Origin of the sequence: Janthinobacterium sp. NFX145, assembly GCF_049810325.1 — a bacterium.
Taxonomy (GTDB): domain Bacteria; phylum Pseudomonadota; class Gammaproteobacteria; order Burkholderiales; family Burkholderiaceae_D; genus Janthinobacterium; species Janthinobacterium rivuli.
This window is the reverse complement of sequence record NZ_CP187360.1, coordinates 48,811-72,319: the sequence shown is the minus strand read 5'-3', so window position 1 is coordinate 72,319 and position 23,509 is coordinate 48,811. Positions and strand designations below refer to the sequence as shown.

Annotated in this window: 17 protein-coding genes; all 17 read right to left on the bottom strand. The window is 62.8% G+C overall.

Going from position 1 to position 23,509, the window contains the following annotated elements; translation table 11 throughout:
• Position 1: 1 nt before the first annotated feature.
• The 17 genes from ACPJXG_RS00245 to ACPJXG_RS00165 all read right to left on the bottom strand — a co-directional run bounded on the left by ACPJXG_RS00245 (position 2) and on the right by ACPJXG_RS00165 (position 23,484).
• Complete coding sequence (locus ACPJXG_RS00245; protein WP_425253058.1) at positions 2–883, bottom strand: MlaA family lipoprotein; 882 nt, start codon at positions 881–883, stop codon at positions 2–4.
• Positions 880–1,350, bottom strand: coding sequence for an outer membrane lipid asymmetry maintenance protein MlaD (mlaD, locus tag ACPJXG_RS00240; protein WP_034753810.1), 471 nt, complete (start codon positions 1,348–1,350; stop codon positions 880–882). Before mlaD ends, ACPJXG_RS00245 begins: the two co-directional genes overlap by 4 nt.
• Before the next feature lie 80 nt (positions 1,351–1,430).
• Positions 1,431–2,213 (bottom strand): lipid asymmetry maintenance ABC transporter permease subunit MlaE, encoded by a 783-nt coding sequence (gene mlaE / locus ACPJXG_RS00235; RefSeq protein WP_035823119.1) that lies wholly within the window; start codon positions 2,211–2,213, stop codon positions 1,431–1,433.
• A complete protein-coding gene (locus ACPJXG_RS00230; protein ID WP_034781028.1) occupies positions 2,210–3,019 on the bottom strand; it encodes an ABC transporter ATP-binding protein in 810 nt (269 codons plus the stop codon). Before ACPJXG_RS00230 ends, mlaE begins: the two co-directional genes overlap by 4 nt.
• Before the next feature lie 261 nt (positions 3,020–3,280).
• Positions 3,281–4,744: a glutamate synthase subunit beta gene (locus ACPJXG_RS00225; RefSeq protein ID WP_070257787.1), complete on the bottom strand. Its 1,464-nt coding sequence runs from the start codon at positions 4,742–4,744 to the stop codon at positions 3,281–3,283.
• A gap of 69 nt (positions 4,745–4,813) precedes the next feature.
• Entirely contained in the window at positions 4,814–9,514 is a 4,701-nt protein-coding gene (locus ACPJXG_RS00220) for a glutamate synthase-related protein (RefSeq protein ID WP_425253057.1), read from the bottom strand.
• Between the two features lie 194 nt (positions 9,515–9,708).
• On the bottom strand, positions 9,709–10,416 hold the full coding sequence (locus tag ACPJXG_RS00215; protein ID WP_425253056.1) for a transposase: 708 nt from the start codon (positions 10,414–10,416) through the stop codon (positions 9,709–9,711).
• Between the two features lie 154 nt (positions 10,417–10,570).
• Entirely contained in the window at positions 10,571–11,251 is a 681-nt protein-coding gene (locus ACPJXG_RS00210) for a response regulator transcription factor (RefSeq protein WP_034753797.1), read from the bottom strand.
• 139 nt (positions 11,252–11,390) lie between these two features.
• A complete protein-coding gene (locus tag ACPJXG_RS00205) occupies positions 11,391–12,518 on the bottom strand; it encodes a PAS domain-containing sensor histidine kinase (RefSeq protein WP_425253055.1) in 1,128 nt (375 codons plus the stop codon).
• A 49-nt stretch (positions 12,519–12,567) separates the two neighbouring features.
• Positions 12,568–15,672: a DEAD/DEAH box helicase gene (locus ACPJXG_RS00200; protein ID WP_425253054.1), complete on the bottom strand. Its 3,105-nt coding sequence runs from the start codon at positions 15,670–15,672 to the stop codon at positions 12,568–12,570.
• 208 nt (positions 15,673–15,880) lie between these two features.
• On the bottom strand, positions 15,881–16,369 hold the full coding sequence (locus tag ACPJXG_RS00195) for a YbjN domain-containing protein (RefSeq protein ID WP_225243878.1): 489 nt from the start codon (positions 16,367–16,369) through the stop codon (positions 15,881–15,883).
• Between the two features lie 25 nt (positions 16,370–16,394).
• Positions 16,395–17,075: a hypothetical protein gene (locus ACPJXG_RS00190; protein WP_425253053.1), complete on the bottom strand. Its 681-nt coding sequence runs from the start codon at positions 17,073–17,075 to the stop codon at positions 16,395–16,397.
• A gap of 9 nt (positions 17,076–17,084) precedes the next feature.
• Positions 17,085–18,821, bottom strand: coding sequence for a putative porin (locus tag ACPJXG_RS00185; protein ID WP_425253052.1), 1,737 nt, complete (start codon positions 18,819–18,821; stop codon positions 17,085–17,087).
• 36 nt (positions 18,822–18,857) lie between these two features.
• Positions 18,858–19,574, bottom strand: coding sequence for a hypothetical protein (locus tag ACPJXG_RS00180; protein WP_425253051.1), 717 nt, complete (start codon positions 19,572–19,574; stop codon positions 18,858–18,860).
• A gap of 10 nt (positions 19,575–19,584) precedes the next feature.
• Entirely contained in the window at positions 19,585–19,995 is a 411-nt protein-coding gene (locus ACPJXG_RS00175) for an ExbD/TolR family protein (RefSeq protein ID WP_034753784.1), read from the bottom strand.
• Positions 19,996–20,008: 13 nt separating this feature from the next.
• A complete protein-coding gene (locus ACPJXG_RS00170) occupies positions 20,009–21,790 on the bottom strand; it encodes a DUF2341 domain-containing protein (protein ID WP_099403720.1) in 1,782 nt (593 codons plus the stop codon).
• 56 nt (positions 21,791–21,846) lie between these two features.
• Complete coding sequence (locus tag ACPJXG_RS00165) at positions 21,847–23,484, bottom strand: ShlB/FhaC/HecB family hemolysin secretion/activation protein (RefSeq protein WP_425253050.1); 1,638 nt, start codon at positions 23,482–23,484, stop codon at positions 21,847–21,849.
• Between the last annotated feature and the right edge of the window lie 25 nt (positions 23,485–23,509).

The following is a 23,509-nucleotide window of genomic DNA, read 5'->3' as shown; positions in this document are numbered from 1 at the left end:
TTTACTCCTGGAGCCTGGCCTCGGCGGCCACGGTATTGCTACCAGATGTTACGAGGTCCGCTGGCGCCACCGCCGCGGCGGCCGTGGCTGCAGGCGCGTCATTGGCAGGCTGCGGTTTTGGCTCGTACTCGGGCTCGTAGTCGCTGCTGTCGTTTTTTGGCACTTTGCGGTCGCGGCGGTCCGTATCGCCATCGAACACCTTGCTTTCGCGCGCCTGCAGGAAGCCGTCGCGGATGAATTCATAACGGTCCAGCGCGGCCGCTTCCATCAAATTGGTCGCGTCGAGCAGCGCGGCACGCTTGTCGACCACGCGCGTCACCGTGCCGATATTGCGCACATTGACCGGATCCTTGTAGCGCCATGGGTCGCCCGCGATATCGAGCGGCAGGGCCGCCGTGTCGCGCACGGTCGATGGGCCCAGCAGCGGCAGCATCACGTACGGACCAGACTGCACACCATACCAGCCCAGGGTCTGGCCAAAGTCTTCGTTATGCTTCGGAATGCCCGCCTGCGAGGCGATGTCGATCAGGCCGAAGATGCCGAAAGTCGAGTTCATGCTGACGCGCACGACGTCTTGCAAGCCCGCTTCGCCCTTGCCTTGCAGCAAGTTGTTCATGGCGCTCCACACATCGGACAAATTGCCGAAGAAGTTGCCCACACCCGTTTGCACGAACGAAGGCGTCACCTTCTTGTAGGCTGTGGCGACCGGTTTCAGGGCCACCTGGTCGACGGTGTCGTTGAACTTGAACATGGCGCGGTTGTACCCTTCCAGCGGGTCGCGCGGATTGGTGCCGGTGGCGCAAGCGCTCACGCTGGCGGCGATGGCCAGGGCCAGGCCGATACGCGCCAGGCTGCCTTGGGATTGTTTGGTCGACTCGCTCATTTGCTGTCCTTTCCTTCCGCTGCCTTGCTGTAGATGAACTGATTGATCAGGTCTTCCAGCACTGTGGCCGATTGAGTACGGGCGATCTTGTCGCCCTCTGCCAGGTTTGCCAAATCGCCGCCTGCTTCCAGGCCGATATATTGCTCACCCAGCAAACCGGCCGTCAAAATCTTGGCCGAGCTGTCTTTCGGAAATTTGTAGCCATCTTCGATGTCGAGTTTCACCAGCGCCTGGTAAGTCTTGTCGTCAAAGACGATTTCCGAGACCCGGCCCACCACCACGCCAGCACCCTTGACGGGCGCCTGCGGCTTGAGGCCGCCAATATTGTCGAACTTGGCACTAATGGTATACGTCTTGCTGAAAGACAGCGAGCTCATATTGCCGGCCTTGAGCGCCAGAAACATCAATGCCGCCACACCGAGCAAGACGAACAAGCCGACCCAGACATCCAAAGATTTACGTTGCATAAACAATCCTAAATAATTTTTACTTGCCGCCACCTGCGCAGAACACTGCCCAGGCCGATAATTTTGTCGCCTATCGGCAATTACTTGCTAAACATCAAAGCCGTCATCATGAAATCGAGCCACCACACCATCAACGACGAAATGACCACCGTGCGCGTGGTGGCGCCGGAGACGTCTTCCGGCGTCGGCTGTGCCTGATACCCCTGGAACAGCGCGATGAAGGTCACCGCGATGCCAAACACCAGGCTCTTGATGGTGCCATTGCCCACTTCTTTCCAGACATCCACGCCGCCTTGCATCTGCGACCAGAACGAGCCTTCATCGACGCCGATCAGCACCACGCCGACCAGGTAGCTGCCAACGATGCCGACGGCCGTGAAGATGGCGCCCAGGATCGGCATGGCGATCACGCCAGCCCAGAAACGGGGCGCCAGCACGCGCTGGATCGGATTGACGGCCATCATTTCCATGGCCGACAACTGCTCGCCCGCCTTCATCAGGCCGATTTCCGCCGTCAGCGAGGTGCCGGCGCGGCCGGCGAACAGCAGCGCCGTCACGACGGGGCCCAGTTCGCGCGTCAGGGACAGCGCCACCAGCAAGCCCAGCGACTGCTCGGCGCCGTACGTGGTCAAGGTGTAATAGCCTTGCAAACCCAGCACCATGCCGACGAACAGGCCGGAAACGGCGGTAATCACCAGCGAGCGGTTACCGATAAAAAACAGTTGCTCAATCACCAGGCGCGGACGGCGCCACAGGCCGCCCGACGAGGCGATGATGATAAAAAACGAGCGCACGGCAAAGCCGAGGTCTTGTACCGAACGACGCAACCACGCTCCGATCGCCGCCAGGAAACGCGCGATCATCGGCCGCCCCCCGTCTGCAGACCCAGGTCGTCGGCCAGCGACTTGCCCGGATAGTGGAACGGAACGGGGCCATCGGCCTCGGCATTGACGAACTGCTTGACGTAGGGATGCGTCGACACGGCCATCTCGGCCGGCGTGCCGTGCGCCACGATCTTGCCCGATGACAGAAAATAGACGTAATCAGCGATGGCGAAACACTCCTTCACATCGTGCGATACCAGGATAGACGTGGAGCCCAGCGCATCGTTCAAATTGCGGATCAAATTGGCCGTCACGCCCATGGAAATCGGGTCCAGGCCGGCGAACGGCTCGTCATACATGATCAGTTCGGGGTCGAGCGCGATGGCGCGTGCCAGCGCGACGCGGCGGCCCATGCCGCCCGAGATCTCGGCCGGCTTCAATTGCGCCGCATTGCGCAGTCCCACGGCGTGCAGCTTCATCAGCACCAGGGTGCGGATCAGCTCTTCATTCAGATCCGTGTGTTCGCGCAGGGGAAACGCCACGTTCTCGAACGCCGTCAAGTCCGTAAACAGGGCGCCGTGCTGGAACAGCATGCCCATCTTGCGGCGCAGCTGGTATAGCTCGTCGGTTCCCAAGGTATGCACGATCTGGCCGTCGACATTCACGGAACCGGAACTGGGGCGCAGTTGCCCGCCGATCAGGCGCAGTACGGTCGTCTTGCCACTGCCGGAGCCACCCATGACGGCCACAACTTTTCCACGTGGGAAATCCATTTGAAGGCCCGATAAAATCGAACGTTCTCCATAGGCAAAGTGTAAATCACGGATCTCAACAAGATTTGGCACGACGAAGCTCACTATTTTAATGGCGTATTGTAGTGCAGAAACGCCAACCTCTGCTGAGACACCCCTTGGGACAGGCCCGCAAAGGGGAAGAATACAACACTAATGAATCGAAAGTCAGATATTGTAGTGGAAATTCGGCCGCCACATCGCGTCCCTGTCCGATGACATTCACAGCTGTTGACTTGGCAAGTAAAAATAACAAAGGCCACGTCGCGATCCGCGCCGTGGCCCTGGCAAAAAACGGACAATTGCTCGTTTTTTTTAACGTGGCAGCAAGGATGCGCCCATCAGGAACTCATCGACGGCGCGCGCGCACTGGCGCCCTTCGCGGATGGCCCAGACCACCAGCGACTGGCCACGGCGCATGTCGCCTGCCGCAAACACTTTGGCCACCGAGGTCTGGTAGCAACCGGCGCCATCCGTTGTCGCCTTGACATTGCCGCGCGCATCCGTATCGACGCCGAACGCTTCCAGCACTTGTTGCACTGGTGAAACAAAACCCATGGCCAGGAAGACCAGGTCCGCCTTCATCTCGAATTCCGAGTTCGGCACTTCGCTCATCTTGCCGTCTTTCCACTCGACTCTGCAGGCGATCAGCTTTTCCACCTTGCCGCCCTTGCCTTCGAAACGCTTGGTGGCCACGGCCCAGTCGCGCTCGCAGCCTTCCTCGTGCGAGGACGAGGTGCGCAGCTTGGTCGGCCAGTACGGCCACACCAGCGGCTTGTTTTCCTGTTCCGGCGGCTGCGGCATCAGTTCGAACTGGGCCACCGAGGCGGCGCCATGGCGGTTCGAGGTACCGACGCAGTCGGAACCCGTGTCGCCGCCGCCGATCACCACCACATGCTTGCCCGTGGCCTTGATCTGGTCCTTGAGCTTGTCGCCCGCGTTGACCTTGTTTTGCAGCGGCAGGAAATCCATGGCGAAATGCACGCCTTTCAGTTCGCGGCCCGGCACGGGCAGGTCGCGCGGCTGCTCGGCGCCGCCGGCCATGATGACGGCGTCGAATTCCTTTTCCAGGTCTTCGGGGAAAATGGTTTCCTTGGCCCAGTTGTTCACGTGGGCAGGGAAGTCCTTGCCGACCAGCACGCTGGTGCGGAACACGACGCCTTCGGCTTCCATCTGTTTCACGCGCAGGTCGATGTGCGACTTTTCCATCTTGAAGTCGGGGATGCCGTAACGCAACAAGCCACCGACCCGGTCGCTCTTTTCAAACACGGTGACGGCGTGGCCGGCGCGCGCCAGCTGCTGCGCCGCGGCCAGGCCGGCAGGACCGGAACCGACGATGGCCACTTTCTTGCCGGTGCTAAATCCCGCCGGCTGCGGCGTGACCCAGCCGTGTTCCCAGCCCATGTCGATGATTTTATGTTCGATCGACTTGATGCCGACCGGATCTTCGTGGATGCCCAGGGTGCAGGCCGATTCGCACGGCGCCGGGCAGATGCGGCCCGTAAATTCCGGGAAGTTATTGGTGGAATGCAAGATGTCGAGCGCTTCGCGGTAAGCGCCGCGGTACACCAGGTCATTCCAGTCAGGAATGATGTTATTCACGGGGCAACCCGTGGTACAGAAGGGAATGCCGCAATCCATGCAGCGCGCGCCCTGCACGGTTGCTTGCGCGTCCGACAGGTGCAGCACGAATTCCTTGTAGTTCTTCAGGCGCGCGGCAGGCTCCAGATAGTGTTCGTCCTGGCGCTTGAATTCCATGAAGCCGGTAATTTTACCCACGATAGTTCCTTTGTATTTTTAGCTGGCGGGAGCGGCGCGGCCGCTCCCTTCACATTCATCTCGGCTGGCTCAGGCGGCGACGGCTTGCACTTCCATGGCGGCGTCAGCTGCCATTTCAATCAGCGCGCGCTTGTATTCGTTCGGGAAGACTTTCACGAACTTGCCGCGCGCCGCGGCCCAGTCGTCCAGCAGGACGCGGGCGCGGGTGCTGCCCGTGTGCTTGAAGTGACGCTCGATCAGGCGCTTGAGGATGACCTCGTCCGCTTCCGGCACGCCTTCGCGGTGCTGCGTATGCCAAGCATCGCGGTCGAGATGCTGTTCCGCTGCGGACACGACCTTGTCCAGGCTGACCATGGCCGTGTTGCACTTGCTGGCAAAGTCGCCGGCAGGGTCATACACATAGGCGATGCCGCCCGACATGCCGGCCGCGAAGTTGCGTCCCGTGTTGCCCAGCACCACCACCGTGCCGCCCGTCATGTATTCGCAGCCATGGTCGCCCAGGCCCTCGACCACCGTGGTGGCGCCCGAGTTGCGCACGGCAAAGCGTTCACCGGCCACGCCATTGAAGAAGGCTTCGCCGGCGATGGCGCCGTACAGCACCGTATTGCCGATGATGATGTTGTCCACCGCCCAGCCGCGGAACTCGGTATTGGGCCGCACGATGATGCGCCCGCCCGACAGGCCTTTACCGACGTAATCGTTGCCTTCACCCACCAGGTCGATGGTGATGCCGTGCGCCAGGAAGGCGCAGGCCGACTGGCCCGCCGTGCCTTGCAGCTGGATGTGGATGGTGTCATCCGGCAAGCCGGCGTGACCGTATTTCTTCGCCACCTCGCCGGACAGCATGGTGCCCACCGTGCGGTTCAGGTTGCGCACCGGCGAGATGAAGGAAACGCGCTCGCCCTTTTCCAGCGCCGCGCGCGCTTGCGCGATCAGCTTGTGATCGAGCGCCTTTTCCAGCGCATGATCCTGGAATTCCACGTGGCGGCAGGCTTGGCCATCTGGCGTTTCCGGCTTGTAGAAGATGGCCGAGAAGTCCAGGCCCTGCGCCTTCCAGTGCGAAATCGCCTTCGATTTGTCGAGCAAGTCGACGCGGCCGATCAATTCGTCATACGTGCGGATGCCCAGCTGCGCCATCAATTGACGGGCTTCTTCGGCAACGAAGAAGAAGTAATTGACGACATACTCGGGTTTGCCCGAGAACTTGGCGCGCAGCACCGGATCTTGCGTGGCCACACCCACTGGACACGTATTCAAATGGCATTTGCGCATCATGATGCAGCCTTCGACCACCAGCGGCGCCGTGGCGAAACCGATTTCGTCGGCGCCCAGCAAGGCGGCGATGACCACGTCGCGGCCCGTCTTCATCTGGCCATCGGCCTGCACGCGGATACGGCTGCGCAAGCCGTTGAGCACCAGGGTTTGTTGCGTTTCGGCCAGACCCAGCTCCCACGGCGTGCCCGCATGCTTCACTGACGACAATGGCGAGGCGCCCGTGCCGCCGTCATGGCCGGCAACGACGACATGGTCGGCTTTCGCCTTGGTGACGCCGGCAGCGACCGTGCCGATGCCCACTTCCGATACCAGCTTCACGGAAATCGAGGCGCGCGGATTGGCGTTCTTCAAGTCATGGATCAGCTGCGCCAGGTCTTCGATGGAATAGATATCGTGATGCGGCGGCGGCGAAATCAGGCCCACGCCCGGCACGGAGAAGCGCAGGCTGGCGATGTATTCGGACACCTTATGGCCCGGCAACTGGCCGCCTTCACCCGGTTTCGCGCCCTGCGCCATCTTGATCTGGATCTGGTCGGCCGAGTTCAGGTAGGCGGCCGTGACGCCGAAACGTCCCGACGCCACCTGCTTGATGCGCGAACGCATGGAATCGCCTTCCTGCAACGGAATGTCGACGACGATCTGCTCGGCGCCCACGACGGACGCCATGGTGTCGCCCTGGCGGATCGGGATGCCCTTCAATTCCTGCGTGTAGCGGTTCGGATCTTCGCCGCCCTCGCCCGTATTCGACTTGCCGCCGATACGGTTCATGGCCACGGCCAGGGTCGCGTGCGCTTCCGTGCTGATCGAGCCGAGCGACATGGCGCCCGTGGCGAAGCGCTTGACGATTTCCTTGGCCGGTTCCACTTCATCGAGCGGGATGGCCTTGGTCGGGTCGAGCTTGAACTCGAACAGGCCGCGCAGGGTCAGGTGGCGACGGCTCTGGTCGTTGATGATTTGCGCGTACTCTTTATAGCTGGAGAAATTGTTGCTGCGCGTGGAATGCTGCAGCTTGGCAATCGCGTCCGGCGTCCACATGTGGTCTTCGCCGCGCACGCGGAACGCGTATTCGCCACCCGCGTCGAGCTTGTCGGCCAATACAGGATCGTTGCCGAAAGCCAGCGCGTGCAGGCGCAGCGCTTCTTCCGCCACTTCAAACACGCCGATGCCTTCCACGTTCGAGGCCGTGCCCTTGAAGTATTTGTCGACCAGCGACTTGTTCAGGCCGATGGCTTCGAAGATTTGCGCGCCGCAGTACGACATGTAGGTCGAAATGCCCATCTTCGACATGACCTTCATCAAGCCTTTACCCACCGCCTTGGTGTAGTTATAAATGGCTTTCTCGGCCGACAAATCGCCCGGCAAGCCGTGCGCCATCTCGGCCAGGGTTTCCATGGCCAGGTACGGGTGGACGGCTTCCGCGCCGTAGCCAGCGAGCAAGGCGAAGTGGTGGGTTTCGCGGGCCGAGCCCGTTTCCACGACGAGGCCGGTGGAGGCGCGCAAGCCCTTGCTCACCAGGTGCTGGTGCACGGTCGAGGTGGCCAGCAGCGCAGGGATCGCCACCTGATCCGCGCAAATGGCGCGGTCCGAGACGATCAGGATGTTGTGGCCGGATTTCACGGCATCGACGGCTTCCGCGCACAGCGAGGCCAGGCAGGCTTCCACGCCTTCCTTGCCCCAGGCCAGCGGGTAGCAGATGTCCAGTTCGTAGGACTTGAACTTGCCGCCCGTGTGGGCGCTGATGTTGCGCAAACGGGCCATGTCATCAAAGCCCAGCACGGGCTGCGCCACTTCCAGGCGCATCGGCGGATTGACGTTGTTGGTATCGAGCAAGTTCGGTTTCGGGCCGATGAAGGACACGAGCGACATCACCATCGCTTCGCGGATCGGGTCGATCGGCGGGTTCGTCACTTGCGCGAACAGTTGCTTGAAGTAGTTATACAGCGGCTTCAATTTGTTCGACATGACGGCCAGCGGCGAGTCATTGCCCATCGAACCTGTCGCTTCTTCGCCGGCCACGGCCATTGGCGCCATGAGGAATTTCAAGTCTTCCTGCGTGTAGCCGAACGCCTGCTGGCGGTCCAGCAACGATGGCTGCTCTTTTTCGCCCTGGGCGCGGTCCAGCTTGGCTTGTCCTTCGGCCAGCTTGATCTCGTCGAGCTTGATGCGCACCGAGTTGATCCACGCTTTATACGGCTTGGCGTTGGCGTAGGTGTTTTTCAGTTCCTGGTCGTCGATGATGCGGCCCGCTTCCAGGTCGATCAGGAACATCTTGCCAGGCTGCAAGCGCCATTTCTGGATGATTTTCGACTCGGGGATCGGCAGCACGCCCGATTCCGACGCCATCACCACCAGGTCGTCGTCCGTGACGATGTAGCGCGCGGGACGCAAGCCGTTGCGGTCCAGGGTGCCGCCGATGTGGCGACCATCCGTAAACGCCATGGCGGCGGGGCCATCCCACGGTTCCATCATGGCCGCGTGGTATTCATAGAAGGCGCGGCGGTTGTCGTCCATCGTCGTGTGATTTTCCCACGCTTCCGGAATCATCATCATCATCGCCTGGGCGATCGGATAACCGGCCATCAACAGCAGCTCGAGCGCATTGTCGAAGCACGCCGTGTCGGACTGACCTTCATAAATCAATGGGAACAGTTTTTGCAGGTCGTCGCCCAGCACGGCCGACTTCATCACGCCTTCGCGCGCGCGCATCCAGTTGAAGTTGCCTTTGACGGTGTTGATCTCGCCATTGTGCGCGATCAAACGGTACGGGTGGGCCAGCGGCCACTCCGGGAAAGTATTCGTCGAGAAACGCTGGTGCACGAGGGCCAGGGCCGAGATGCAGCGCGCATCCTGCAAGTCCTTGTAGTACACGCCGACCTGGTCGGCCAGCAGCAAGCCTTTGTAGACGATGGTGCGCGCCGACATCGACGGCACGAAGAATTCCTTGCCGTGCAGCAGTTTCAAGGCCTGGATGGCGTGGCCCGACGATTTGCGGATCACATACAGTTTGCGCTCGAGCGCGTCGGTGACCATGATGTCCGGACCGCGGCCGATGAAGATCTGGCGGATGACGGGCTCTTTGGCGCGCACGGTGGGCGACATCGGCATGTCCGTATCGATGGGCACGTTGCGCCAGCCCAGCACGACTTGTCCTTCGATGCGCACGGCGCGTTCGATTTCCTGTTCGCAAGCGATGCGCGATGCGTGTTCCTTCGGCAGGAAGACCATGCCCACGCCGTATTCGCCAGGCGGCGGCAATTCCACGCCCTGCTTGGCCATTTCTTCGCGGTAGTACTGGTCAGGAATCTGGATCAGGATGCCGGCGCCATCGCCCATCAGCGCATCGGCGCCCACGGCGCCCCGGTGATCGAGGTTTTTCAGTATCAGCAAACCCTGTTCGACGATCGAATGGGTCTTGTTGCCCTTGATATGGGCGACGAAACCGACGCCGCAGGCATCGTGTTCATTGGCTGGGTCGTACAGGCCTTGCGCTTTCATGGGCTTCTCCGCTGCATATGACTATCGAAAAACTAGAGTAGTGCAACGCAACAAAAAACTCAACCAGAACAATTAGGGTCGGAGTCGAATTAAATTCGATTCCGTCGCTCTAAAAATTTAATAGGGACATAGTCACAGCGATTTCAATAAAAGATAAGAAAGGAACCATTTTTTGTTTTCAATGCGAATGATTTTCAAGCAGCGTCCGCTGCCGCCACGATTTTTCGGGGACGGCCGCGCTTGGCAGGCAGCACTTGCCGCTGCATTTTCTGCTCCAGCGCCTGCTTGAAAGCGTCGGAACCGAGCGGCCAGCCCTTCAGCACAGCCTGCTCCACGACCTTCACCTGGCTGCTGCCCAGGCCTTGCTCGAACAGGCGCAGGTACGCCGCCTCGCGGTCGAACGGCGTGTTGCCCAGCGCCCAGTACAGCGCGTGGTCGGTGATGACGGGATCGGGTCGCACGCCCGCATGGTGGGCATAGCTGGACCAAGCATGGTCGAGCGCCTGAGCCGCCAGGCCCGTTTGCACGGGCACGCATTCCAGGTAGCGGCAGCAAGTGAGGAAGAAATTGTCGGGATCGATGACGGACGTTTTGTAGCGTCCCTGCCACAATGCCCCTTCCCGGCCGTATTTCTGGTTGAAATACGGCACGTAATAGCGCCCCAGCCACTGCATCAGCTGGCCCAGGCCCGTCGCATCGCTGGGCGTGGCCAGTAAATGTAGCTGATCAGGCAATAAAACATAGGCGTGGATGGCCACCTTGAACATTTTCGCGCCCGTTTTCAGCCAGGATAAAAACTGCGCGTAGTCGGCGGCGTCCTGGAACACGCTCTGGCGGTTGCTGCCGCGCTGGATCACGTAATGGGGCAGTGCTGGAATGATGAGGCGGGGCAAACGGGCCATGGCAAGCGTCAGTAAAATAGGCTAAGGCCTTGATTCTACACAGTATGCGCGAGTAACACGACTCTGACCCTGTTTTATTTAAAATGCTGGAAAAAGCGGTTGACTCTGTCCCTTTTATCGCGCCGACCACTTGCGGACGGCGCAATAGGGACTATCAGGACAGGTTGAAACTGGCCGACAGGCTGTAGCCCTCGCCATACGCGCTGCGCAGCGGCAAGTCCTGGCCCAGGCCCGTCTTGGCTTTCTTGCGCAAGCGGTACACGAGCATGTCGACTCGGCGGCCCGCATCGGGATCTTCGCCGCCCATGCCGGCCACGATGACGTCGCGCGGCACGGGGCGGGTGTTGATGGTGAGCAGGTGCAGGAAGTTGAATTCCTTCTCCGTCAGGGCGATCACGGCGCCCATCAGCTCAAGTTGGCGAGCGCTTACTTTCAAGGTCCACTTGCCCGGCTCGGGTACGGGATCTTGCGGACCGACGCGGCGGTCGAGCGCCTCGATGTGGGCAGCCAGTTCGGGGAATTTGATCGGCTTGGTCAGATAGTGGTCGGCGCCCAGACGCAAGCCCAGGATGCGGCTGTCGAAAGCGACACGCCCCGTCAGCACCAGCACGCCGATTTGCGGATACAGCTGGCGCATGCGGGGGATGACGTTGAAACCGTCTTCATCAGGCAAGCCCAGGTCCAGTACGACCACGCCGACATTGCCATGACTCAACGCCGTCCACATGCCGCCAGCAGAGCTGGTGATATGGACTTCGTGTTCGAGCTCTACGAGGAACTCCGCCATGTCTTCGGCGTAGTCGAGATTGTCTTCGACGATCAGTATTTTCGTCATTGCAACGCCATTCTTCCGTTAGTGAGCACACCGAGGGCAAAATCATGCCATGCACTTCTACACCATCATGGACGGCACAATAGGTTTACGTCAAGGAATTATCACGGTTGCCTTCAGCGGAAGCAAGGCTTTTCCTTGTCTAGACAGGAAGCGGCAGCCAAATCCGGAAAAGCGCCCCTCCTTCGGGCAGATTATGCCCCTGCAAACTCCCGCCATGCACCTCCACCACGGCGCGCGCCATGTACAGGCCCAGGCCCGCACCGGGATACGTGGCATCGATTCCACGGAAACTTTTGTCGAACAGCTGCGCCAGTTCTTCTTCCCGCAAGCCGGGCCCCGCATCGCGCACGCACAGCGCCACGCCGCCCTCGGGCACCAGCCTGGCCGACAAGGCGATGGCGCTGCCCGGCGGGCTGAACTTGACGGCGTTGTCGAGCAGAATTTTCAGGCACAGGGCCATGCCGGGCACGTCGCAGCGCAGCCTGGCCGGCAAGTCTTCGTCGAGTTCCAGCTGCACCGTGTGGCTGGCCGGCACGGTGGCGGCCGCCTGCTGCAGCAAGGCCAGCGGCGCGATGCCGTCGGCGGCCCGCTCGCGGCCGATGGCCGCCATGCGTTCAGGTGACAGGTAGTCGTCGATCATGGACAACAAACGGTCGACGGCCGTCTGGATTTTCACATAGCGCTTGCGCGTGGCCTCGTCCGCTTGCGTGGAAGTCGAGACGAGGCGCTGGATGGCGCCGTCGATGGTGGCCAGCGGCGTGCGAAATTCATGCGACAGCATCGAGGCGAAGCGCTTCTGCTCCTTTTCCCGTTCCGCTTCCTGCGCCTCGATGGCGCTGACGTCGCGCACCGTGCCCGCCAAGGTCACGCCCCGCCCGACCGCCGCAGGCACGATGGTCGAGCTGATTTCCAGCGCCAGCAAGCGGCCGTCGGCGTGCGGCAATTCCACTTCGCGGAGCAAGGTCAAGCGGCTGGTATCGCCATCACGCCAGCGCTGCAGGCGGGCCGGCACGTCTTGCGCCAGGCGCGCCGCGTGGCTCTGCAAGACGGCCAGGTCATGGCCCGTCAGGCGCTGCGCGGCGGGGCTGATGTAGAGCAATTCGAGGGTAGTGGCGTCGAGCAGGAAGGCCGCGTCGCGCCCATGTTCGGCCAGCAGGCGGAACTGCGCTTCGCCCGCCCGCGCGCGCAGCAGGGCGCGGCGCAACTGGACGAAACGCAGCGCCATGAGGATGACGCCGGCAAGCAGCAGAAGGAGGAAGGGCAGCATGCGTTATACCTGGCAGGAAAGAATCGCCAAGTATAAGCGTGCGGCGGCGTTAATCTTCCAGCGGGGCGAAAATCTGCTGCAAGTCTTCCTGCGTGAGGGCCATCTTCTGCGACTCGCCTTCGGCCAGGATCGATTGCGCCAGTTCCGATTTCTTTTGCTGCAGCAGCTGGATTTTTTCTTCCAGGGTGCCTTTCGCGATCAGCTTGTAGACGAACACGGGCTTGTCCTGGCCGATGCGCCAAGCACGGTCCGTGGCCTGGTTTTCCGCCGCCGGATTCCACCACGGGTCGTAGTGGATGACCGTGTCGGCCGCCGTCAGGTTCAAGCCCACGCCGCCCGCTTTCAGGCTGATCAGGAAAATCGGCACGGCACCCTGCTGGAAAGCCGCCACTTGCGCGCCCCGGTCCTTGGTCTCGCCCGTCAGCAAGGCGTAGGGAATGTCGCGCGACTCGAGTTCTTCCTCGATCAATTCCAGCATGCTGGTAAATTGCGAGAAGACAAGAATCTTGCGCCCTTCGTCGAGCAAGTCTTCCACCATCTGCATCAGGTCGAGCAGCTTGGCCGAACCGGCCGACTGCTTCTTCGCCGGCAAGGATTTCACCAGGCGGGGATCGCAACAGACCTGGCGCAATTTCAGCAGCGCTTCGAGGATGACGATCTGGCTGCGCGCCACGCCCTTCTTGTCGATTTCTTCGCGCACTTTCTGATCCATCGCAAGACGCACGGTTTCATACAGGTCGCGCTGCGGCCCCGTCAATTCCACCTTGCGCACCATTTCCGTTTTCGGCGGGAGCTCTTTGGCCACATTGTCCTTCGTGCGGCGCAGCAGGAAGGGCTTGATGCGGCGGTTCAGCAGCATGCGGCGCAGCGGGTCATCCTGGCGCTCGATCGGATGGCGGAATTGCGTATTGAAGGTCTTCTCGTCGCCGAGCAAGCCCGGCAGCAGGAAGTGGAATTGCGACCACAGCTCGCCCAGGTGGTTTTCCAGCGGCGTGCCGGACAAACACAGGCGGTGGCGCGCGCGCAGCAGGCCCGCGCTTTGCGCCGCCTTGCTGCGCGTATTCTTGATGTAATGCGATTCGTCGAGGATGACCAGGTGGAAATCGTGCTCGCGCAAGGTTTCTTCGTCGCGCGGCAACAGGGCGTACGTCGTCAGCACCAGGTCGCATTGGTCGATCTGGTCGAATTGCTGGGCGCGGTCCTTGCCTTGCAGCAGCAGCACTTTCAGGGAAGGTGCGAACTTGGCCGCCTCGTCCTGCCAGTTACCCATCAGGCTCGTCGGTGCGATCACCAGCGCCGGATGCGTCAAACGGCCCGCTTCCTTTTCCACCAGGATATGCGCCAGCGTTTGCACGGTTTTACCTAAGCCCATGTCATCGGCCAGGATGCCCGCCAGGTCATGGTCGCGCAGGAATTGCATCCACGCCAGGCCATCGGCCTGGTAATCGCGCAAGGTGGCCTGCAGGCCGGCTGGGGCCGCCACTTTTTGCACGGAACCGAACTGGCTCAGCTTGCGGCCCATGGCGCGCAACTGCTCGCCGCCCGTCCACTGCATCTCCAGGCCGCGCGCCAGCTCTTCCAGGCGCGCCGCGTCCAGGGTCGACATGCGCACCGCATGTTTGATCTTGTCGCTGAAATACAGTTCACCCAGCGTGTTCAGGATGGGGCGCACTCTGCCCCACGGCAGCGCCACGCGCGTGCCATCCGGCAAGGTTGCCAGCATCTGGTCATCATCGGCATGCGCGTCGATGACTTTCGGGTTGAAATCGTTGGGCGCGTTGCGGATCAGCTGCACCAGCACGGGCAGCAGCGGCACTCTTTCGTGATTGACGACGATGCCCAGTTCCAGCTCGAACCAGGCGTTGCCGCTGTCCGGATCCTGGTCGTCGATGTCCGCGTACCAGTCGCCCACGTCGCTCACGTCGTAGCGGTACTTGGCCGTTTTTTCCACGATCCAGCCCTGCTTTCGCAAGGCGTCGATGCCGGATTCGGCAAAACGCAGCCATTCCGCCTGGGACGGCAGTTGCAAGGCGCCCTTCAAGCCGCTCAAGGGAGCCGAACCCGGCTTCTTGAACTGCAGCTCGGCCAGGGTGGCCAGCGCGCGCGCTTCGTCGACCGTGTTTCTCTGGATGATTTCCGTCACCTCGCCCACTTGCCGCACCACGCGCTGCGACGGATCGAACGCGACGCGCTCGCCATCGTAGTCGTAGGACAGCACGGCGAAGTCGCTCCAGCGCTGGATGCTGCCATCGGCCAGCATGGCGCTATCGAGCAGCAAGACCGGTTGCGCCGGCACATCCTTGCGCAAGCGCTGCGGCAACGGCTGCGGCAGCGGCATCAAATGCTGCAAACCCTGCGCCAGCAGCAGTTGCGACACGCGCACCTTGTCGTTCGCATTGAGCGGCGGCGCCTGCGCCACCAGCGCCTGCAAATCGGCCAGGGAAATGTCGGAGCCGCCCTGGTTCAGTTCCAGCACGCCGCACGACAGATTGTCGATGTACCACGGCGGATCGGTGGGCAGCATGTAGTCGATCTGGTCGGCGCCATGGTGCTTCGCGCCTTCCGGCGGGTCCACTTGCCAGCCCAGGCGCATGGTCTTGCCTTCGTCGCGCCAGAACAGGCGGGCGGGACGCACGGGACCTTCCTTCAACGGATACACGAGGCCATTGCCGACGTCGGCCCAGGAATTGGCCCACAACAGTTTATCTTGCTCGGCCAGCATTTTCAGCAGGGCCGCGCCCACCTTGCCCTTCGGCTCCGTGGCGCTGCCCGTCTGCGAATTCTGTCCGCTGCGCATGGCCACGAAGAAACGCACGAGGTCTTCGTCGGCTGGTGTCAGGAATGTGGGCGGCGCCGACAGCAGCGAAAAGATCTCGCTGATGGGACTGGCCGCCGCCACGTCGCCATTCGGCCGCAGCCGCGCCTTGTACAGGCACAGGGCCACGTGGCGGCCACCGCTGGTGGGCGCCAGCACGTAGATCAGGCGATGCGCGTTGAGTTTGGGGTCCGGCTCGGCAATCGTCAGCACGGCTTTCGGATGGGCGGCAGCCTCCACCCGCTGCAGCCAGGTGGCGACGGCATACGGCAAAGGCGCTCCCGGCGCGCTGGCCGGGGCAACTGGGGTTTCACTGGTTTCGTCGCGGGTAAAATCCATGGGGCGCATATTTGTGTAAAGGTCGTATCCAAATCGGCAACAGGCAATATTATCCGCCATACGGCCGTTGCTGGCTTGATTCACACACGCTCTTTGAGCAGTTTTAATGCGCGATGCCTAAAAAATAAGTATTTAATGCGACACTTGGGACCCGCAGACGGCAAAAATGGCCCGTCACGGGCCATTTTTGCCGCCGCTGGACGATGTATCAGGCCGGCACAGTTTCTTCTTCTGCCACGCTGGCGGCTTCGACTACCGGTGCGGTGCTCGTATCGGCTGGCGTAAAGTTGCGCAAAAACAAGAAGAACTGGCCCATCATCTGCGTCCACAGTTGCAGATTGATATTCAGGTACTCGCGGCTGACGCCACCGGCGACCAGCACATCCATTTCCAGCACGACGAAATCGCCATGCTGGGCCACGCGGGCAAAACGCTTGCTGCGGTGCCATTCGGCCAGCAAGCCGGCCGGCAAGTCGCCGCCCTGCACGCGCAGCGGGCAGCTCAGGGTCAGATCCGCATACTGGCCAGGCGCTGCTTCATTGCCCCACAGCACTTGGAAGCCGATGCCATGGCTGGCGCTGTGCAGGCGCACGACGCCATCGTGTTCGATGCTGGTCACGGCGCAGCCGGCCGCCTTGATGGCGTCGGCCGTTTGTTCCGCGTTCAGGGTGCTCAGCAAGTTGTTGGTGTTTTCCATCGTCATTCCATTCATTTCAAAAAAATTATTGGGGGGCCGGCGCGGACGCGGCCGGTGTTTCTGTTTGACGCGCATCAAAGCGGCCCTGGTACAGCTGATCGCCGTACTGCTGCGCGATTTGCTCGAGTTTTACCCGGCTTTGCGCGGCGAACGGCTGGCGCGCCTTCATCACGTCCAGCACGTCGAGCCCTTCATACGCTTGCAGAATGTCCTGCCCGGCCGCATACAGCTGGGCATTCTTGCTTTCGCAGCGCGCCAGGGCGCCCCGCTGGGACGTCACTTCGCCGTCGAGGCGCGCACGCTCCGCTTCCAGCTGCTTGCCCGTGGCGGCCAGCCGTTCGCTGGCCTGGCGGTACTGCGCCAGGCTGGCCGTTGCCTCTTGCGCGGCGGCGGCGCCGCGCTGTTGCTCGGCTGCCAGTTTTTCCCGCTGCGCGCGCTCCTGCGCCAGCTGCGACTGGCTGCGCGCCAGTTCCTTTTTCAAGCCGTCGCTGGCGGGAGCGGCCACGGGCGCCGCCTTGGCGACAGGTACGCCCTTGGATTTGAGCAATTCCAGCTCGCCGCGCGTCTGCTGCAATTGCGCCGTCACATTACGCAACTCGGCCCGCAAGCGCTCTTCCATGCTTTGCCCCTTCTGCGCCTGGGCCGTGCCGGCGGCCAGCAAGCTCAGCAGCAGCAAAGGCAGGCGCATTTTCTTGGATATCAACATCGTGGCTCCTTAGAAACGCGCGTTCAATTCGATTTGCAAGGTGTCGATCGACAGCGCCGAACCGAACACTTCGCGGCTCGACGTCCAGCGGCCGTTCAGCCAGGTGTTCTTGTCGAGCGCATACGCGCCGCCCAGGTAGTAGCCGCGCGCATTCGTGCCGCCCAGGTGGAAGGTGGAATCGTTGTAGGCGTCAGGCAAGGCGTCCGGTTCGATGCGCTTGTAGCCCAGTAAAACGTTCCAGTCGCCGCGCGCGGCCGGGCTGGCCTTGCCCAGGGTCGCCTGCAACATGTAGGCATTGCCGCCGCTCTTGAAATCGGCTTGCGAGACGCCGCCCGTGCCACCGAAGTTGTTCATGATGCCGCCCTTGGCGCGCGCCCACATTGCGTTCTTGTCGTAAGCCATGTTGCGCACATAATCGCCTTCGATGCGCAAGTCCGTGCCGCCGGCCACCTTGCTATCCCAGCGCGCATTCAGGTTGGCCAGGCGGAATTTCGACGCCAGGCCCACGAATTGCGGCTGCGGCGTATTGGCCGGGTCCAGCGGGTTCAGGGCGATATTGCGCAATAACATCAAGCTATTGCCTTTTTGCATGCTCGATGGACGCGACCAGTCCGTGCTGCAGCCATCGGCGCCCGCGTACAGCGCGCACGGCTGCGAGTATTCTCCGCTGATGTTGCGGAAGTTGTAGTAGGCCAGCGCGCCACGCAATTGATGGTCGCTATTGATCTTCCACGAGGCGCCCATTTGCGCACCGAGCAGCCATTTGTTTTCGCTCGACATTTTTGCCTGGCTGCGGCTAGGCGCATTGTCGGACGAATACTCGAGCGGAATCAGGCCCAAGGTACCGAAGACGGTGACGTCCTTGCTCTCGCCCACCGGTTGCTGCACCTTGGCGGCGATACCGTCGAAATTGAGTTCGCTGGAAAACAGTTCGTCGCCAGACACGAATGGATTGTCGAAGCGGCCCGCCGTCAGTTTCAGCCAGGAAGCGGGCTGGTACGACAGCCACGCCTGGTCCAGCCAGATGTTTTTCTTGCCCAGGCCGCCACCGAGGGTTTGCGTGGTGGACACCGGGCTGTCGTCGTTGCCGCTGGCCAGGCGGATGCCCGCTTGCGTGGTCTCGGAAATGTCGGCCAGGATACCCAGGCGGGCACGCGCGCGCAGCAAGTGCTTACGGTCTTCGCGCGTGTTCAGCAACGCCGGCAGAGCCAGGTTGGTGTTCGAATTGACGTCGTAGCCGCTGCCGCTGTTGAGCGAGCGCCAGTCGATCTCGATATTGCTGTTGGCCATGTCGTAATAGCGCGACTCGTAGCGCGCGCGCACGTCGCCTTCCAGGCGGATGCGCTTGGTCCAGGCCGGTGTTTCATTCGGCGCCGCCCAGCCGCCCGCCTTCGCTTCAGCCATGACCTGGCCCTTGATTTCGTCGCGGATCTGCTCGCGCACCGTTTGCGAAATATACGGCACGCGCACGTCGCCCGGCTGTACCTGCGCCAGGGCGGCCGGCGCGGCGGCCGGACGGGCCTGCGCTTGTGCCAGCGCTTCGCTCTGCGCCTGCGCCAGCAGCGCTTCGCCGGCATCCTTGTTCAGGGCGCCGCTCTGGATCAGGCCGCGGATCAGCTTGACCATGGTGCTGTCGGCCGGTGCCGTCTGAGCTTGTACCGCGCCTGCCGCCACACTCAGGGCAAGGGCAGCCAGCGCCAGCGGAAGGCGGCGCGCACGCTGTGGGGAAGAAAATAAGGAATTCATCGCTTCTTTCGGTAAATGAGGAATTAGTTCATGCGCTTACGGGCGCCGACCTTTAATGGAAACGCGGGCCGGGAACCGCAGGGATGCAGGTGGCCGTTCATCGGCGCGGAAGTCGCGCACCATGGCCAGCACTTGTTCATCCGTCTGCGCATTGCCCGTGCCTTGCACAAGGTGGACCTTCGACGTCCGGCCTTCCGTATCGAGCCACAGGTCGACGCGGATATCGCTAAACGCCAGCTGGCGCGTGCGCGGGTCGCGGGCAAAGGCCAGCTGCAGCGCGTTGGCTACATAGCGGCCATACGATCCCGCGCCGAGTCCGCCGCCACCGCCGCCGCCCGTCATGCCGCCGCCGCGTCCGGCCTGGATGCCGAAGGCGTCGCTGCCAGCCTGCGCCGCGCCATCGATCGTGACGGGGTCGCCCTTGTCCGGCGACGGGCTTTCCGGCGCGTCATCCATGGGCTTGTCGGCCGGCGTCGGTTCCGGCTCCGACACTTCCGGCACCACCTTGTCCGGTGTCGGTTCCGGCAGTTTTTCCGGTTCCGGCGGCGGTGGCGGAGGAGGGGGCAGCATCAGCATCGGCGGGGCCGCCACTTCGCGCTTGGTGGCGGCCGTGTCCGACAGCAAATACCAGACCAGCGCGGCCAGCGCAGCGGCCAGCAGCACGCCGCCGGCCACGCCGCCCCAGCGGCGCCACCACTGCGCCGCGCCCGACGATTCCGGCGCGGCCATCTTCATCATGTCGTCACGCTTCACCTTGCGCTCCTCATGCCGGCTTGCCGGTCACCAGACCCACCTGGTTCAGGTCTATGCGGCGCAGCAAGTCCAGCACTTCGACCACTTTCGCGTATTGCACGGCGGCATCGCCACGCACGATCACGGGGAAGTCGGGCGTCAGCGCCTTTTCCGTGCGCAAGCGCTCTTCCAGCTCGGGCAAGGTGACGGGATAGGCGTCGAGGAAGACCTGGCCCGCGTTGTCGATGGTGATGGCCTTGGTCTTCGGTTTTTCCAGCGCCATGGCCGAACTGGCCTTGGGCAGGTCGACCTTGATGCCGGGAATGCTGGCGTTGCTGGTCAGAATAAAAATCACCAGCACCACCAGCAGCACGTCGACGAAGGGCGTGATGTTGATGCCGCCGCTACGCTTGCGGGGGGTAAACTTGGCGGAGGTGGCCATGGTTATGCGCCCCTCACGCCTGTTGCAGCACGGGACGCATCTGGCGTCCGTCGCCCTGCTCTTCAGCCAGGCGCGTGGCGAATTCGTCGACGAAGACGGCCATATCGGCGACGATGGCGTCCGAACGCGAGGACAGCCAGTTGTAGCCGAACAGCGCGGGAATCGCCACGCCCAGGCCGGCAGCCGTACACAGCAGCGCTGCCGCCATGCCCGGCGCCACCGAGTTGATGTCCACGGCGCCGGCCATGGCCGCCACGACGAACACCAGCATGATGCCGATCACGGTGCCGAACAGGCCGACGTACGGCGCGCCTTCGATGGTGGTCGACAGCCAGATCATGCGTTTCGACATGCGCTCGCTTTCGCGCACCATCACGCCATCCATGGCGGCGCGGATGGCGCCGATGGTCGCGTTCGAAACGGCATTCAGGTCGTAGCCGCGGTCATGGCGGCGGCGCATCTCGTCGATGGCCACGTCATACAAACGCCACAGCGAGGAATCCGTTTTCACGGAAGCGCTCAGCTTGCCGTTGCGCGCCAGGTGGTCCAGCGGCGCGCCGGCCGCTTCGTGGAACGACTGCATGAATTGCGCATTGGCGCGCGAAATGGCGCCATAGCTGCGGCCCTTGCCGATCATGATGATCCACGACAAGACCATCATCAGCCCCAGCACGCCGACGACGATCCACGCGTCGAGCGGCATGGCGGCGATGATGAAGCCGAAATGGCTCTTGCCCGCTTGCTGTTCATCGGCGCCAAACACGGCCAGGCGCGATTCGGAACCTTGCGAAACGGCGTCAGCCAGCAGCAGGGCGTCGGCGCGGGCCGTGCGCGACAGGCGCAGCTCGTCGATGGCGCCCGTGAAGTTGTTCAGCGTGGAGGTACCGGCAGCGACCGGCGGCGCATCGGCGCCCACCGAAGCGGCCGTGGTGAAGGCTGGCAGCGCGGTGGCCAGCGACACGGCTGGACGGCCGCCCACGTACAGGGCCACGTTGTTCTTGTCGGCCTTGACGGCCAGGTGCGACCATTGCGCGGCCTGGATCGGTTGGCCCGGCTTGCTGCGCTGGCCATTCACCTGCACGAAAGGCACGCCCTGGTCTACGCCGATCAGCAATTCACTGGCGCCATCGCGGCGCGCATACAGCACTTGCTGCGGGCCCAGGTTGTCGGGACGTACCCAGGCGGAAAAGGTGAACGGCGCGCCGGCGGCCAGCGCCAGCGAAGGCGAGGCAGGCAGCATCAGCGGTGCGGTACCCAGGCGGGCGCCGGCGCCGATGACGGAACCGTCGAGCGCCGGCACGGCCGTCTGGGCGTGGTTGCCGTAGGCAGTGCTGTCGCGCGAAGGCACGCCAGGCTCGGTGAAGTGGTACACGAGGCTGTAATCGGGGTCGAAGGTGCGCTGGCCATTGCCGGAAGCGGGCGCCTTCGGATTACCGTAGTACATCCACAACTGCTGCGGCGTACCGGCCGTCAGGGCCGGCACGTCGACCCAGATCAGGGCGATGCCCAGCAGCGGGTTGAACTGTTCGATCTGGTGGTTCAGCACCGTTTTATCGTCGCCCGCCACGAAGCGCAGGTCGGCGCCGTTGTCGCTGACGCCTTCGAAGTTGAAGTTACCCGAATGCAAACGCAGCAGCACGGGAATGCGGCCGGGATCGCCGCCCACGGCGCCCGCCTTCGGGCCCGCGTCGACGGTGACGGGTTTGCGGTAAGCCCAGTCGGGCTGCCACCAGGCATGCGCCAGGCCGGGAACGAGCGTGCCCAGGATCGTGAGCAGAAAAAGAAAACGTTGCATGACAGTGATTCTCCGAAGAAAAGTCTAAAAAAGTGCAGTGCTGGTGAGCTGGCCCGTCAGTAGCTGGCCGACAGGTTGAAATTGATGCGGCGCACGTGTTTGTGCGTGCGCGGGCCATCGCGCAGCGGGTAAGCAAAATCGATGCGGCCATTCAGGTAGCGCAGGAACTGGAAGCTGCTGCCCACGCCCACGGAGGCCAGGCCGAACAGATCTTTCTGTTCCACCATCGGGTCGCGCAGGCGCAGGCGCGCGCCATCGGCAAAGGCAAACAGACGCCAGTTTTCCAGGCGGCTGAAATACGTCAGCTGAGGCGTGCGCCATTCGACCGTGCCCGATACACCGTAGTCGCCCGTCGCTTCGGCCGACAGGTAGCCGCGCACGGAATTGGCGCCGCCGGCGGCCATCTGCTCGCCCGACACGAGCGCCGCATCGGCCAGCTGGCCCGACATGCGCCCATGCAACTGCGCGCCGCTGCCCAGGGTGGTGGTGGCGTTGGCGTCGCCCTTCAGCACGAGGAAGCTGGGCGAGGCTTTGTAGCGCTTGTTGTCGTAGGCGGCGCTGTTGCTGCCATAGCCGAACGCGGCGCGCGTGCCGGCCACCAGCGACAGGCCCAGGCCGTAGGTCGCCGCATCCGTCTGCGCAAAACCGTTGTAGGCCACGCTGAGCGGCACGTATTTCAGGGGAATGCTCGAGCCGGCGCCATTCAGCTGCAGCGCTTCCTGGTTATCCTTGAAATCGATGCCGGCGCTAAAGCTGTGCCACCAGATACCGCTGTTGGGCACCGTGTAGTTGACTTTCATGCCCAGCGCGTGGCCCTTGCCCAGCACGCTGGTGCCGCCCGTGCTGGCCACGTTGCTGTTCGACTGGTAGCCCGTCGCTTCCAGGCTCCAGCCCTGCGTGCCGATGGGCGCCACGTACGAGGCGGACCACACCTTGGTCTGGTTCAGGTCGCCCGGCGTGCCGAAAAAGCTGATGGTGGCGCTATGCCCCATCTGCCACAGGTTGTCGTGGCCGACCGAGACGCTGCTGCGCAGTTTCTTGGTATCGGCGCTGTAATCATTGTTCAAGCCGACACTGGCGCGCCACGGGCTGCTGTCCTCGACTTTCAAGTCCACGTCCATGGTGCCGGGCAGGCTGCCCTGCTTGACCAGCGGCATCACCTGGCGCTTGGGACCACGGTTCAGGGCCGTCAGCTCCACTTGCGCCTGGGTAAAGTCGGGCACCTTGCCCTCCGTCAGGGCCGGCACTTGCTGGCGCACGTCGAGCGGCGAGTTGTATTGCGCACCGACCACGCGCAAGCGTCCCACCTTCGTTTCGCTCACCTGCAGCACCACCACGCCCTGCTCCACCTGCTGCTCCGGCAAGTCCACGTAGACGGACTGGTAGCCGCGGGCTTGATATGCCGCAACGAGGGCGTCGCGCGCCCCTTCCACGTCCTTCAGGGTGCGGCCCGGTCCCAGGAAGGGCGTGACCGCCTCTTCGATAGCGCGCGCATCGAGCACGGTATTGCCGCGCACCAGGTATTCCTCGATCGTCACCTGCCGTTCCGGCGCGGCCACGGGAGCGGCTGCCGGCACCGCGTCCTGCGCGCGCGCCATGCCGGGCAGCGCCAGCATGGCCAGGCACAGCATCGTCAAGGCGGTCGCGGGTGCCGCGGGTGCTGCCCCCTTGCCCTGTTTTTTCATCTCACGCATCTTCCATTCACCTTAAAATCAAACG